Source organism: Pseudomonas sp. GW823-FHT02C02 (assembly GCF_058797635.1).
The window spans coordinates 45,580-59,037 of record NZ_JBXAJV010000007.1; the positions used below are offsets into that span (position 1 = coordinate 45,580).

8 protein-coding genes and 2 tRNA genes are annotated in these 13,458 nt (G+C 60.3%); 2 read left to right on the plus strand and 8 right to left on the minus strand.

From position 1 onward, the window contains the following. Positions 1-9: 9 nt before the first annotated feature. Entirely contained in the window at positions 10-1,347 is a 1,338-nt protein-coding gene (gene rimO, locus AC1ROI_RS14120) for a 30S ribosomal protein S12 methylthiotransferase RimO (protein ID WP_010462684.1), read from the minus strand. Between the two features lie 289 nt (positions 1,348-1,636). Here rimO and AC1ROI_RS14125 point away from each other — a divergent pair, with 289 nt between their 5' ends. Continuing rightward, the gene (locus AC1ROI_RS14125) at positions 1,637-3,538 is read left to right on the plus strand and encodes a potassium transporter Kup (protein WP_077748352.1); all 1,902 of its coding nucleotides are present in this window, start codon (positions 1,637-1,639) and stop codon (positions 3,536-3,538) included. Positions 3,539-3,745: 207 nt separating this feature from the next. Here AC1ROI_RS14125 and AC1ROI_RS14130 read toward each other — a convergent pair whose 3' ends face one another. The 5 genes from AC1ROI_RS14130 to AC1ROI_RS14150 form a co-directional block, all read right to left on the minus strand. Beyond that, the gene (locus tag AC1ROI_RS14130; protein WP_010462680.1) at positions 3,746-4,072 is read right to left on the minus strand and encodes a DUF3077 domain-containing protein; all 327 of its coding nucleotides are present in this window, start codon (positions 4,070-4,072) and stop codon (positions 3,746-3,748) included. 594 nt (positions 4,073-4,666) lie between these two features. Then, positions 4,667-5,962 (minus strand): virulence factor family protein, encoded by a 1,296-nt coding sequence (locus tag AC1ROI_RS14135; RefSeq protein WP_102594296.1) that lies wholly within the window; start codon positions 5,960-5,962, stop codon positions 4,667-4,669. Beyond that, the gene (gene mprF / locus AC1ROI_RS14140; RefSeq protein WP_077748355.1) at positions 5,962-8,604 is read right to left on the minus strand and encodes a bifunctional lysylphosphatidylglycerol flippase/synthetase MprF; all 2,643 of its coding nucleotides are present in this window, start codon (positions 8,602-8,604) and stop codon (positions 5,962-5,964) included. Before mprF ends, AC1ROI_RS14135 begins: the two co-directional genes overlap by 1 nt. Before the next feature lie 281 nt (positions 8,605-8,885). Continuing rightward, a tRNA-Met gene (locus AC1ROI_RS14145) sits at positions 8,886-8,962 on the minus strand. A 205-nt stretch (positions 8,963-9,167) separates the two neighbouring features. After that, positions 9,168-9,244 (minus strand) — tRNA-Met (locus AC1ROI_RS14150). A gap of 301 nt (positions 9,245-9,545) precedes the next feature. Between AC1ROI_RS14150 and dinB the strand changes: the two genes are divergently transcribed. After that, entirely contained in the window at positions 9,546-10,607 is a 1,062-nt protein-coding gene (gene dinB, locus AC1ROI_RS14155; RefSeq protein WP_010462672.1) for a DNA polymerase IV, read from the plus strand. 83 nt (positions 10,608-10,690) lie between these two features. Here dinB and AC1ROI_RS14160 read toward each other — a convergent pair whose 3' ends face one another. Beyond that, positions 10,691-11,644 (minus strand): hypothetical protein, encoded by a 954-nt coding sequence (locus tag AC1ROI_RS14160; protein ID WP_010462671.1) that lies wholly within the window; start codon positions 11,642-11,644, stop codon positions 10,691-10,693. 17 nt (positions 11,645-11,661) lie between these two features. Beyond that, complete coding sequence (locus AC1ROI_RS14165) at positions 11,662-13,377, minus strand: proline--tRNA ligase (RefSeq protein WP_010462669.1); 1,716 nt, start codon at positions 13,375-13,377, stop codon at positions 11,662-11,664. Between the last annotated feature and the right edge of the window lie 81 nt (positions 13,378-13,458).

A 13,458-nucleotide genomic window follows, 5' to 3' on the forward strand; every position in this document is an offset into this window, starting at 1 on the left:
TTTTTGCGTTTAGATCTGTTCAGCCCACAGGTCGTACTCGTCGGCGTCGGTCACTTTGCACCAGACCTTGTCGCCTGGCTTGAGGTTGCTGCCGTTGTCGATGAACACGTTGCCGTCGATTTCCGGGGCATCGAAGAAGCAGCGGCCAACGGCGCCTTGCTCGTCGACTTCGTCTACCAGCACTTCGATTTCACGGCCGACGCGCATTTGCAGGCGCGCCGAGCTGATGGCCTGCTGGTGCGCCATGAAGCGGTCCCAACGGTCTTGCTTGACGTCGTCCGGCACGATGGCCGCGTCCAGCAGGTTGGCCGGTGCGCCTTCGACTGGCGAGTACTGGAAGCAGCCGACGCGGTCGAGTTGCGCTTCGGTCAGCCAGTTCAGCAGGTACTGGAAGTCTTCTTCGGTTTCGCCGGGGAAGCCAACGATGAAGGTCGAACGGATGATCAGGTCCGGGCAGATCTCGCGCCAGTTCTTGATGCGCGCCAGGGTCTTGTCTTCGAAGGCCGGGCGTTTCATGGCTTTCAGGACTTTCGGGCTGGCGTGCTGGAACGGGATGTCCAGGTACGGCAGGATTTTCCCGGCGGCCATCAGCGGGATCAGCTCGTCGACGTGCGGGTACGGGTAAACGTAGTGCAAGCGAACCCAGACGCCGAGGGTGCTCAGGGCTTCGCAGAGTTCGGTCATGCGGGTTTTCACCGGCGCGCCGTTCCAGAAACCGGTGCGGTATTTCACGTCGACGCCGTAGGCGCTGGTGTCTTGCGAGATCACCAGCAGCTCCTTGACGCCGGCCTTGACCAGGCGCTGGGCTTCGTCGAGCACGTCACCGACCGGACGGCTGACCAGCTTGCCGCGCATCGACGGGATGATGCAGAAGCTGCAACTGTGGTTGCAGCCTTCGGAAATCTTCAGATAGGCGTAGTGGCGCGGGGTCAGCTTGATGCCTTGCGGCGGCACCAGGTCGATCAGCGGGTTGTGATCCTGGCGCGGTGGCACGGCGTCGTGCACGGCGTTGACCACTTGCTCGTACTGCTGCGGACCGGTCACGGCCAGCACGCTCGGGTGCACCTTGCGGATGTTGCCTTCTTCGACGCCCATGCAGCCGGTCACGATGACCTTGCCGTTTTCCTTGATGGCTTCGCCGATCACTTCCAGGGACTCAGCCTTGGCCGAGTCGATGAAACCGCAAGTGTTGACCACCACGACATCGGCGTCCTCGTAAGTGGACACGACGTCATAGCCTTCCATGCGCAGCTGGGTAAGGATGCGCTCGGAGTCGACCAGTGCTTTGGGGCAACCCAGGGATACGAAGCCAACTTTTGGATTGGCCGGCGCAGGAGTGGTGGACATGTCTAACCTCGGTATTTGGGACGCCTCCAGCCGAAGACGGCAAGGCGACAGACGGGCGCTATGTTGCGCCTCTGGTCAAAAAGTGCGCAATTCTAGCGATGAGACGCGCACTTGACCAGCTTTATGCAGGGAAATACGACGAGTGCTGCGCTATGCTTCGCGCCTTTACGCTTTACCGATTTTTTACAGTCAATGAAACGTCTGTAACGTCATGTAAAACAGCGCATGCTGCACGGCAAAGCATAGTGCTTCTTATAAGAAGTCCGGGTCTGAGTAGTAGGAGTTTTGGATGGGGCAGGCAAGTAGTCAGGCAGCGGGTGCCGAGCATTCGGCGGCAAAGCCGATCGGCATGCTGGTCGCGGCGGTCGGGGTGGTTTATGGCGATATCGGCACGAGCCCGCTGTACACCCTCAAAGAAGTGTTTTCCGGTGGCTATGGCGTACCGGTCAACCATGACGGCGTGTTGGGCATCCTGGCGCTGATCTTCTGGTCGCTGATCTGGGTCGTCTCGATCAAATACATGATGTTCGTGCTGCGTGCCGACAACCAGGGCGAAGGCGGGATCATGGCCTTGACCGCGCTGGCCCGGCGAGCAGCAGCGGGGCATCCGAAGTTACGTGCCTTGCTGGTGGTGTGTGGGTTGATCGGTGCGGCGCTGTTCTATGGCGACAGCATGATCACCCCGGCGATTTCCGTGCTCTCGGCGATTGAAGGGCTGGGGCTGGCGTTCGAAGGCATCGACCATTGGGTGGTGCCGCTGTCCTTGGTCGTGCTGGTGGCGCTGTTCCTGATTCAGAGCCACGGCACCGCGCGCATCGGCATTCTGTTCGGGCCGATCATGGTCACCTGGTTTGTGGCGCTCGGTGCACTGGGTGTCCACGGCATCTTGCAGCACCCGGAAGTGTTGCAAGCGCTGAACCCGGTCTGGGGCGTGCGTTTCTTCACCCAGCATCCGGGCATGGGCGTGGCGATCCTCGGCGCGGTGGTGCTGGCGTTGACCGGTGCCGAAGCGCTGTACGCCGACATGGGCCACTTCGGGCGCAAGCCGATTGCCCGTGCGTGGTTCATCCTCGTGCTGCCGGCGCTGGTGCTGAACTACTTCGGCCAGGGAGCGCTGTTGCTGGGTGATCCGGAAGCCGCTCGCAACCCGTTCTACCTGTTGGCGCCAAGCTGGGCGTTGCTTCCATTGGTGGGATTGTCGACGATGGCCACGGTGATTGCCTCGCAAGCGGTCATCTCCGGCGCGTTCTCCCTGACCCGTCAGGCGATCCAGCTCGGCTACATTCCGCGCATGCACATCCGCCACACCTCCAGCGCCGAGCAGGGCCAGATCTACATCGGTGCGGTGAACTGGGCATTGATGGTCGGCGTGATCCTGTTGGTGCTGGGCTTCGAGTCCTCAGGCGCCCTGGCCTCGGCCTACGGCGTGGCGGTGACCGGCACGATGCTGATGACCACCATCCTGGTGTCGGCGGTGATATTGCTGCTGTGGAAATGGCCGCCGGTGCTCGCTGTTCCGCTGTTGCTCGGCTTCTTGTTGGTGGACGGTCTGTACTTTGCCGCCAACGTGCCGAAAATCATTCAGGGCGGTGCGTTCCCGGTAATCGCCGGTATCGCGCTGTTCGTGCTGATGACCACCTGGAAACGCGGCAAACAACTGCTGGTGGAGCGCATGGACGAAGGCGGTCTGCCCCTGCCGATTTTCATCAGCAGTATCGCCGTGCAACCGCCGCATCGCGTCCAGGGCACTGCAGTGTTTCTCACCGCACGCCCGGATGCCGTGCCCCACGCGCTGTTGCACAACCTGCTGCATAACCAGGTACTGCACGAGCAAGTGGTGCTGTTGACCGTGGTCTACGAAGACATCCCGCGAGTACCGTCGAGCCGACGCTTCGAAGTCGATTCCTACGGCGAAGGGTTCTTCCGGGTGATCCTGCACTTCGGCTTCGTCGACGAGCCGGACGTGCCGCAAGCACTGAAGCTGTGCCATCTCGATGACCTCGACTTCAGCCCGATGCGCACCACCTACTTCCTCAGCCGCGAGACGGTGATCGCCTCCAAACTCGAAGGCATGGCCCGTTGGCGCGAGGCGCTGTTCGCCTTCATGTTGAGGAATGCCAATGGCAATTTGCGCTTCTTCAATCTGCCGCTGAACCGGGTGATTGAGCTGGGTACTCAGGTCGAGATGTAAGCCCCCCATTGAAAAGCCCCCGTTGCCAGTGCGGCAGCGGGGGCTTTTTTGTGCCTGGAATCTCGCCCTGAAGGCCAAGAAGGTCCCTTGTGGGAGCGAGCCTGCTCGCGAAAGCGGTGTATCAGCCAACCTTGATAGTGGCTGACACGACGCCTTCGCGAGCAGGCTCGCTCCCACAAGGGGCGGCGGTGTTTCATGCCTGTGCGTTTACTGGCACTCAGGCAGCCCTTCTTCTGATTCAGTCTTCGTCCGGGCCGGTCGCGGCGTCAGCACCTTCACAACATCATCAATCACGGCTTTGCCCATCGCCGTCAGATAGTGAGCGGCCCAGGCGTGGCGGTCGGTGTCTCTCGCGTAGGCAGCATCCTCGGCGAATGATTTGCCGAGGAACAGCAGGTCAGAGGCTTGTGACAAGGCATCAACGATGGGGACGCCGGCGCGGACGTTGAATAGCGCCTGATCCGGGCAGTAGATGAGTGGGGTGTAGCCTATGGTTTTTAATTCTGAGATCGCGGTTGAATCAATTTTTGTCATGGTCATTCTCCAGCATTAGAGGAGTCGCCACGTTCGTTTCCAAGCGAATGGGTGGCGGCTGTACGCAGGTTGGAAACCGGGGACCATAGAACCGGCACGCCCGAAGGCGTCCCACGCACAGCCGCCATAACACCAAGTTCGCAGTCGTTAAAACGTCTGGAATCGAGGTGGAGGTGCTGTTGCGCTGTGATCCGACGGGTTTCCAAGCCCGATCGCTGAATGGTCAGCGACGTCCGGAGAGTATCCCGTCGAAGAAAAACGCAACAAGGCGGCAAAGTGCCCAAACACGAGATTCGGAGTTTGCCTACAAGCTGTGCGGGCGTCTTCCGATATTGCGACACCGGAAGTAAACGAAACTAAACAGGCTGGACGAATTTACGATGGCGGAACGTCGATGAGATCCCTTGTAGGAGTGAGCCTGCTCGCGATAGCGGACTGACATTCACCCTCGTTGTATCCGACAGATCGCTATCGCGAGCAGGCTCACTCCCACAAGGTATCTGATCTACCCAAGGGATTTGTGGTGTCTGTGGAAATGAAAAAAAGCCCCTGCAACCTTTCGGTTGCGGGGGCTTTGGGTGGTCGCGCCTCAGATCACTCCTGAGCCGTCTCACCCTTGACCTGACGCTTCTCGATGATGTCCACCAAACGCTTTGCCAGCGCCGGGTAGTTCTCGTCGAAGTGGTGGCCGCCCGGTAGCTTCATCGCTTCGCCCACGGCCGTCTTGTCGGTGCAGCCGCTTTCGTCGACTTCTTCTTCGCCGTAGATGCACACCACTTTCTCCGGTGGCAGCTTGGCCATTTCCGGGCCGGTGGCGGCTTCTTTGCCGGCGTTGCCGAGCCAGCCTTCGACTTCGATTTCGAAGCTGCCGGTGCGGGCGAAGGCGAGCAGGATGATGGCGTCGACGCGTTGCTGTTCTGCGGGTTCCAGGCGGTTGTAGATCGCTGGCAGGACATCGGCGCCGAACGAGTAGCCGGTCAGGATGAAGCGCTTGGTGCCCCATTTCTGCCGGTAGTGTTGCATCAGCTCGGCCAGGTCCAGGGCGCTTTGCTCCGGGCTCTTGTGCTGCCAGTAGTAGCGCAGGGTGTCGATGCCGACCACCGGGTAGCCGATCTTGGCCATCTCGCCCGCGACGTCGCGGTCCAGGTCACGCCAGCCGCCGTCACCGGACAGGAACAGGGTCACGGTGTCCTTGGCTTGGCCGGCCGGGACTTCGACCACGGGGATTTGCAGGCCGCCAGCGGCTTTGTCGCCGCCGACCAGGAGTTTACGCAGTTCGTTGTTCAGCACTTGCGGCAGGTTGATGTCGTAGTCGCTGATGCTGGTTTCGGCGTTGGCTTGATCGCGCACGAAGCCGGCGCTGGTGTCGTCCGGGTTGTCGTTCCAGGCCACCAGCCAGTGACCGTGAGCGGCACTTTTTGGCAGCAAGTGGGTGCAGCCGGGTTTTTCCAGTGCCAGGTCGACGGAGACCGCCTGGGCCTTGTCGTCCTTCTGCTCGGACAACCAGCGCCACGCCAGCACCGCGCCAGGGCCGATACCGCTGACCAGGGTCGCCGGGCCTTTGAGTTCTCGCAGGCCTGATTGCAGGGCACGACTTTGCAGCAGGCAGTCCTTGGGCAGGATCACCTGAACAATCTGCGCCGCGCCGGTGCGGCTCAGGGTCATCAACTGTTTGTCGCTGAGTTTCTGGTCTTCATTGACCGCCACCAGCACCTGGGCGCGTGGCGTGTTGCCGGGAATGACGCGCGTCATCGCCGTGCCATCAGCCGGCTTCAGCTGTTCGAGGGTCGGTTCGGGGGCCGGGCGCTTCAGGTACCAGTAACCGCCACCGATAATCAGGGCCAACACGACCAGTGTGCCCAGTACGTACCGCAAGGAGCGTTGAATCATCAGCGTTTCACCAATCCAGTCAAGCCGCCCGCAATCAGGGCAGCAGTATCGGCCAGGGCAACGAGCGGATCGAGTCCGGCGGGCACGGCCATATAACGGGGTTCCCAGTCAGGCTGGAATTTGTCTTTGAAGCGGCGCAAGCCTTGGAAGTTGTAGAGCTGCTCACCACGGCGGAAAACCATCGAGCCCAGGCGCTGGGTCAGCGGTGCACCACGCCGGGGTTGCAACCCCGACAGCGGCACCATGCCCAGGCTGAAACGCGCGTATCCATGATTTTTATAATGTTGAATCAGGCCGACCATCATGAACTCCATGGTCAGCTTGGGCGCGTCCGGGTGCGCGCGCATCAGGTCGAGGCTGGCCAGGTCATGGCCGTAAGTCTCGAGCAGGTTGGCAAATGCCACCGGGCGCCCTTCGAAACGAATCACCGCGACGCGGAAATGCTTGATGTAATCGTCACTGAAACGCCCGAGCGAGAAGCCTTTCTCGCGCACGTTCTTGCCGGTCAGCCAGGCATCGGAAATCACCTTGAGCTCATCCATCGGCGCATGGCCCGGTTCAAAGATCTCCAGCGACAACCCATCACGGGTCCCGCGATTCCAGGTGTAACGCAGGTCCTTCATCTCTTTGCCCTTGGCTTCGAGATCAAAACGCTTCAGGTCGACCCGGGCTTCTTCGCCGAGCTTGATCGCGGTCAGGCCGATGTCCATGTAGTACGGCAGGTTTTCGGCGCGCACTTGATAGAACACGGGGCGGGCGTGGTGGATGTCGCAGAGGTCGCGGAACTGCCAGATCATTTCCGCCCGTTGCTGGGTCGGGCCGATCGGGTCGTACAAGGCCACCAGGCTGCGGCCACGGCGGGCGTACATCAGGAACGCCTCGTCGTTGGGATGAAACAGCAGCGCCTTGTCACCGGTCAGGGCGAGGCCGCCGTCCGGTTGGGAGGAGGCCATCAGGATCTTTATGGCGCGATCCAGCTCGTCAGGCGTCGGCAAGTGAATCACCGGGCGCGCGGTGCGCAGCAACCAGGTCAGCGACACGACCACCAGCAGGACGGCGGCCCCCAACAATGAGCGCAAGCCACGCGGGGCGTCGGCGTCGAGGGTGAATTGCCACCAGAGTTGATGGCTGTACGGGACGTCCTGGTACGCAAACAGCAGCAACCAGATCGAGGCGCCGAGCACGCACAGGCTGGAGACCAGATAGAGCGGCGAGAACGGCAATTCAGTCAGGCGACTCGGGCGGTAGAACGAGCGGCGAAATACGCCCAGCAGGCTCGCCGTCAGGGTCATCAGGCAAGCTTCTTCCCAGTCAAAGCCTTTGAGCAGGGAGAGCAGGGCGCCGACCAGCAATAGAATGGTGGTCAACATCCAGGCGGCGGACAGTCGACGACGCAGGCCTTGAGCCAGCAGCAGGCACAGCACGCCGACCAGACTGGCACCGAAGTGCGAGGCGTCGACCAGGCGGTGCGGGATCAGAAAGCCGATGTGTTCCAGCCGGGTGTCGATTTCCGGGGTGACGCCGGAGAACAGCAGCACCACGCCGGACAGGAACACCAGCACCGCCAGGATCGGCGCCGCCAGACCGGACGCGGCCCTCAGGGATTGGCGCGACTGAAACAGACGCTGGCCTTCGTTGATCAACAGGAGCACACACGCCACCAGCAGCGGCAGCACGACGTAGATCAGGCGATAGAGCAGCAACGCAGCGGCCAGTGGTGCGGCGCCGAGCGTGTCGGCGAAGGCGGCCAACAGAATGGCTTCAAATACGCCGACTCCGCCGGGCACATGGCTGAGCACACCGGCGGCCAGGGCTAGCAGGTACACCAGCAGGAACGCACCGAAGGGCGGCGCTTCCGGCAGCAACAAATAGAGCACGGTCGCGGCGGCGGCCACGTCCAGTGCGGTGATGATCAGTTGCAGGAAAGTCAGGCGGCGACCGGGGAGGCGCAAGGTGCGGCGTCCGACCTTGACCAGCAGGTTATCCGGGGAAGGTTGTTCCGGCAGGCGACGGCGGTAGATGCCGATGGCCAATACGCCGAACAGCAGCAAAACCGCCGCGGCAACGCCCCCCAGCAAACCTTCGGACAATCCCAGGGCCGCCGAAGCAGCAGGCAGATTGCTGAGGGTCGCCAGGGCGGCCAGTGGTGGCAGTGCGCAGCCGAGCGAGAGGCTGGCGAATAACGTCATGTGAGCGACATCTGACGCCCCCAGACCGTGCCGTGCATATAAACGGTAGCGGACCGAGCCCCCCGAGAGCATCGAAAGACCGATGGCGTTGCCGATGGCAAATGCCGTGAAGCCCCCCAGCGCAAGAATTCGCGGCGCCAGCGTCACGCCCGCGTAGCGACTGGCGGACCATTCATACCCCAGCAGAATGATGAAGCCGACCACGGTCGCCGCCAATGCGCCCAGCAGTGCCGGTTTAGGGACTTCAAGAATCGAGTCGTGCAAAGCGTACAGATCGAGTTCGCTCAGCAGATGACGACAGGCAATCAGCGCGATAGCGAACAACAGCAGCGTCACCGCCAGGCCGATGGGCTGGCGATATTTGCTGGCCAGATCCAGCAAGCGCAGGCGCTCTGCCTTGATCGGTTGGGTCGCTGTGACGGTGTCTTGTGGATCAGACGAGTTGGCGCGCATCAATCACCTCTTGGATTGTGCGCGACAGGATGGGGGTATCCAGCCAAGTTACCAATCCCTGTAGAAAAAAATAATCACAAATATTAACGCCTCTCACCGGTTGACGGCGATGGCTTGTCATTGGGCGTCGGGGGGGGATCTGTCTGCGAATCAGCATAGTCTGAACTCATCGCATTGGAGATCCCGAACGCTTCGCTACACAGTGACAGGTCATTGTTGCGAAAGGACTTTTTCAACAGATACAAAAAAGGCCACTCTTTCGAGTAGCCTTTTTTGATGTTTGGTTGCGGGAGCCGGATTTGAACCGACGACCTTCGGGTTATGAGCCCGACGAGCTACCAGACTGCTCCATCCCGCGTCTGTGTGGCGGCATTCTATAGAGATACGCCTGTGTGTCAACCGTTAATCTGCAACCGGGTCAAATAAGCGTAAATAAGCGGCGAACGGTCGCGGAGCAGACTTAAGTTTCGGAATCAGAACGATTTCTCACTTCTGATAGAAGAGGGACACAAAACAGGCGCGCACAAAAAAGGCCACTCTTTCGAGTAGCCTTTTTTGATATTTGGTTGCGGGAGCCGGATTTGAACCGACGACCTTCGGGTTATGAGCCCGACGAGCTACCAGACTGCTCCATCCCGCGTCTGTGTGTCGGCATTCTACAGAGGATCGCTGGGCTGTCAACCTTCAATCCAGATAAAACCTGTTCTGGTTCAATCGCTTAGCGGCAAGGAAGGGCTGGGCGATCGTCTGCGAGGCAGGCATGGCAAGGCTTGCAGCTCTATCGAGTGACGCTTTTCGATTGAGAAAATAAATTCATCGGTTACTTTTCCTACCGGTGGGGAAGAAGATTCAGACTACTGGTGCTATATACAGGTGTCAGTGAGATACTGCCGATCCGGCACGCCATGACCCCATTTCTTCACCATGAACACCGCTTTTATATGAGCCAGCGAAAAATCATCCACGTCGATTGCGACTGCTTCTACGCTGCCATCGAGATGCGTGACGACCCGCGCCTGGCGGGTAAACCGCTGGCGGTGGGTGGTTCTGCGGACCGGCGCGGGGTGATCGCCACTTGCAACTATGAGGCGCGGGCCTATGGCGTGCGCTCGGCCATGTCTTCCGGGCAAGCCCTGAAGCTGTGTCCGGACCTGACCATCGTCAAGCCGCGCATGGACGCCTATAGAGAAGCTTCGAAGGAAATTCATACGATCTTTCGCGATTACACCGACCTGATCGAGCCGCTTTCCCTCGACGAGGCTTACCTCGACGTGTCGGACTGTGCGCATTTCGGTGGCAGCGCCACGCGCATCGCCCAGGACATTCGCCGCCGAGTCTCCAATCAGTTGCACATCACGGTCTCGGCTGGCGTGGCGCCGAACAAGTTTCTGGCCAAGATCGCCAGTGACTGGAAGAAGCCCAACGGTTTGTTTGTGATCACGCCTGATCAGGTTGAAGACTTTGTCAGTGGTTTGCCCGTCAGCAAGCTGCACGGCGTTGGCAAAGTGACCGCCGACAAGCTGGGCAGGCTCGGTATTGTCGATTGCTCGCATTTGCGCGAGTGGGGCAAGTTGGCGCTGGTGCGTGAATTTGGCAGCTTCGGCGAGCGACTCTGGAGCCTGGCCCGGGGGATCGATGACCGTCAGGTGCACAACGACAGCCGCCGGCAATCGATCAGTGTTGAAAACACCTATGACGTGGACCTGCCGGATCTGGTCAGCTGCCTGGATAAGTTGCCCGAGCTGCTGGAAACCCTGGCGGGCCGAATGGCGCGGATCGACAGCAGCTATCGGCCGGGCAAGCCGTTCGTCAAAGTGAAGTTCCATGACTTTACCCAGACGACGCTGGAACAAGCCGGGGCAGGGCGGGATTTGGGCAGTTATCAGTTGTTGCTGACCCAGGCGTTCAATCGCGGCGGGAAACCGGTGCGGTTGTTGGGGATTGGCGTGCGGCTGGAGGATTTGCGGGGTGGGTTTGAGCAGATGGAGTTGTTTGAGCGGTAGTTTTGCGGTGAATGTGAGGGCCTCTTCGCGGGCAAGCCTCGCTCCTACAGGTATCGCATCTTGTAGGGGCGAAGCTTTTGCTTTTAATTCGGTCCAGGATCCGCCACCAGTCGCCCGGCATCCTTGGTCAATGACTTGAGGAATTCGGTCTGCAACTCTGGATCGTTGCGGGTCAGTTCGATCAGGCTTTGTTCCAGCTCGCTGGCTTCTTCTTCAAGACCCAGTTCCGACAAGCGCTTGACCCGGTGTACCCACTGGCTCACTTCGTCGTCTTCGAGGTCGTCATAAATCAGGCCATGGGCTTCGAGCAGTTTGCCGCGCAATGAACTGCTGACTGCCAGGGACGAATCGCTGTGTACATCGTCCTGGCCGTCTTCGACGCTGATCAGCAGTCGGCTCAGATGATTGATGTCATGTTCGGCGAATGGGCTGTCCAGCAGGTTCAGGCGCAGAACACCGTTTTTGTCGGTGCTCAGATCAAACGTTTCCTTGCCGGCTTTCACCACCACCGGGCGCTCGCTCCAGGGCAGGCTCGAGTATTCGGTGCGCTTGTCGAGCTGGATCTCATCGATCCCGGCCAGGTTTTGTTGCGCCCGACCGTTGGACTGCACGTTCATGAGCGGGTTGAGCCCGGCAAAACCGTAGCTCAGCCAATCCTTGGTCACGCTGTCCGGCAGACTGCCGAGGGTGAATACGTTGACCACATTCGCCCCGACACCGCCCACCACCGCGACCGCGCCCAGCGGGATCTCGTAGACCTCCCGCCAGGGTTGGTAAGGCGTGTAGCGATCATAGTGACGCGTAACTTCGAATTCGGTGACTTCGAACGTTTTCTGCTCGTGGATTTTCACCCGACGTTGCGGCAACTCAAGCACCTTGGGCTCGCCGACATCGATCTGCAGGCTGTGATCGAGCAATTTGCGCTCGACACGCTCCTCGTGCTCGCTGCGTTGCGACATGTGATTGGCACAGCCGCTGACCAGCAGGGTGACGCACAGGGCGGCACCACCGAGGCCTAAGGTGTTTCGCTTGAACATGACTTCTCTATCTGGTGTCAGCGGCGGATACGGGCCTGGAGGAAAGACAGCACGTCAGCAACCGGCAGCGCTTGCGCTTCAGGTTCGGTACGGCTCTTGTATTCCAGATTGCCTTCGGCGAGGCCGCGGTCACTGACCACGATCCGGTGAGGAATGCCGATCAGCTCCATGTCCGCGAACTTGATGCCCGGGCTGGTTTTCTTGTCGCGATCGTCCAGCAGCACTTCGAAGCCGGCTGCAGTCAGTTCTGCATACAGCTTGTCGGTGGCTTCACGAACCTGTTCGGTTTCGTAGCGCAATGGCACCAAAGCGACCTGGAATGGAGCCAGTGTGTCGCTCCAGATGATCCCGTTGGCGTCGTTGTTCTGCTCGATGGCCGCAGCCACCACGCGGGAAACGCCGATGCCGTAGCAACCCATTTCCAGGGTAACCGGCTTGCCGTTCTCGCCCAGCACTTCGCACTTCATCGCCTTGCTGTACTTGTTGCCCAGCTGGAAGATGTGCCCGACTTCGATGCCGCGCTTGATTTCCAGGGTGCCCTTGCCATCCGGGCTTGGGTCGCCGGCGACAACGTTACGCAGGTCGGCAACGGTCGGAACCGGCAGATCACGCTCCCAGTTCACGCCGAAGTAGTGCTTGTCGTCGATGTTGGCACCGATGCCGAAGTCGCTCATCAGCTCTACGGAACGGTCGATGATGATCGGCAGTGGCAGGTTCAATGGGCCGAGGGAACCGGCGCCGGCGCCAATGGCGTCGCGCAATTCGCTTTCGGAAGCCATGACCAGCGGGCTGGCAACGCCTGGCTGGTTGCCGGCCTTGATTTCGTTCAGCTCGTGGTCGCCACGGATGATCAGGGCAATCAGCTTGCCTTGCTCTTCAGCGTGAACCACGAGGGTCTTGATGGTCTTTTCGATCGGCAGGTTGAAGCCTTCGACCAGTTGCGCAATGGTCTTGGCGTTCGGCGTGTCGACCAGGCGCAGTTCTTCAGTCGGTGCGGCGCGGGAGGTTTCACGCGGCACGGCTTCGGCTTTCTCGATGTTCGCGGCGTAGTCGGAACCGTTGCTGAAGACGATATCGTCTTCGCCGGACTCGGCCAGTACATGGAACTCGTGGGAGCCGGCACCGCCGATGGAGCCGTTGTCGGCTTCTACAGGGCGGAACTTCAGGCCCAGACGGGTAAACACGTTGCAGTACGCCTGGTGCATGCGGTCGTAGGTGATCTGCAGCGAAGGCTGATCAGCGTGGAACGAATAGGCGTCCTTCATGATGAACTCGCGGCCGCGCATCAAGCCGAAGCGTGGGCGGATTTCGTCGCGGAATTTGGTCTGGATCTGATACAGGTTGATCGGCAGCTGCTTGTAGCTGCTCAATTCGTTGCGCATCAGGTCGGTGATCACTTCTTCGTGGGTCGGGCCGGCGCAGAAGTCGCGACCGTGGCGATCCTTGAAGCGCAGCAATTCAGGGCCGTATTCTTCCCAGCGACCGGATTCCTGCCACAGCTCAGCCGGTTGGGTGCTCGGCATCAACACTTCGAGAGAGCCTGCGGCGTTCATTTCTTCACGAACGATGGCTTCGACCTTGCGCATCACTCGCAAGCCCATCGGCAGCCAGGTGTAGAGGCCCGAGGCGAGTTTGCGGATCATGCCGGCGCGCAGCATCAGCTGATGGCTGATGACGACCGCGTCGGAAGGCGTTTCTTTCTGTGTGGCGAGCAAAAATTGACTGGTGCGCATGGTTGGCCGTTGTCGGTTGCTGATGACGAGAAATGACGGAGCATTGTACGGGCGAGATCCGCTGGCGTACAGGCGTGCGGT

What these genes read in the sequence shown, in the direction of transcription:
- AC1ROI_RS14160 (WP_010462671.1), bottom strand. Translation starts at nt 11,644, where the DNA reads ATGTTCAAGCGAAACACCTTAGGCCTCGGTGGTGCCGCCCTGTGCGTC.
- mprF (WP_077748355.1), bottom strand. Translation starts at nt 8,604, where the DNA reads ATGCGCGCCAACTCGTCTGATCCACAAGACACCGTCACAGCGACCCAA.
- AC1ROI_RS14125 (WP_077748352.1), top strand. Translation starts at nt 1,637, where the DNA reads ATGGGGCAGGCAAGTAGTCAGGCAGCGGGTGCCGAGCATTCGGCGGCA.
- AC1ROI_RS14165 (WP_010462669.1), bottom strand. Translation starts at nt 13,377, where the DNA reads ATGCGCACCAGTCAATTTTTGCTCGCCACACAGAAAGAAACGCCTTCC.
- AC1ROI_RS14130 (WP_010462680.1), bottom strand. Translation starts at nt 4,072, where the DNA reads ATGACAAAAATTGATTCAACCGCGATCTCAGAATTAAAAACCATAGGC.
- rimO (WP_010462684.1), bottom strand. Translation starts at nt 1,347, where the DNA reads ATGTCCACCACTCCTGCGCCGGCCAATCCAAAAGTTGGCTTCGTATCC.
- AC1ROI_RS14135 (WP_102594296.1), bottom strand. Translation starts at nt 5,962, where the DNA reads ATGATTCAACGCTCCTTGCGGTACGTACTGGGCACACTGGTCGTGTTG.
- dinB (WP_010462672.1), top strand. Translation starts at nt 9,546, where the DNA reads ATGAGCCAGCGAAAAATCATCCACGTCGATTGCGACTGCTTCTACGCT.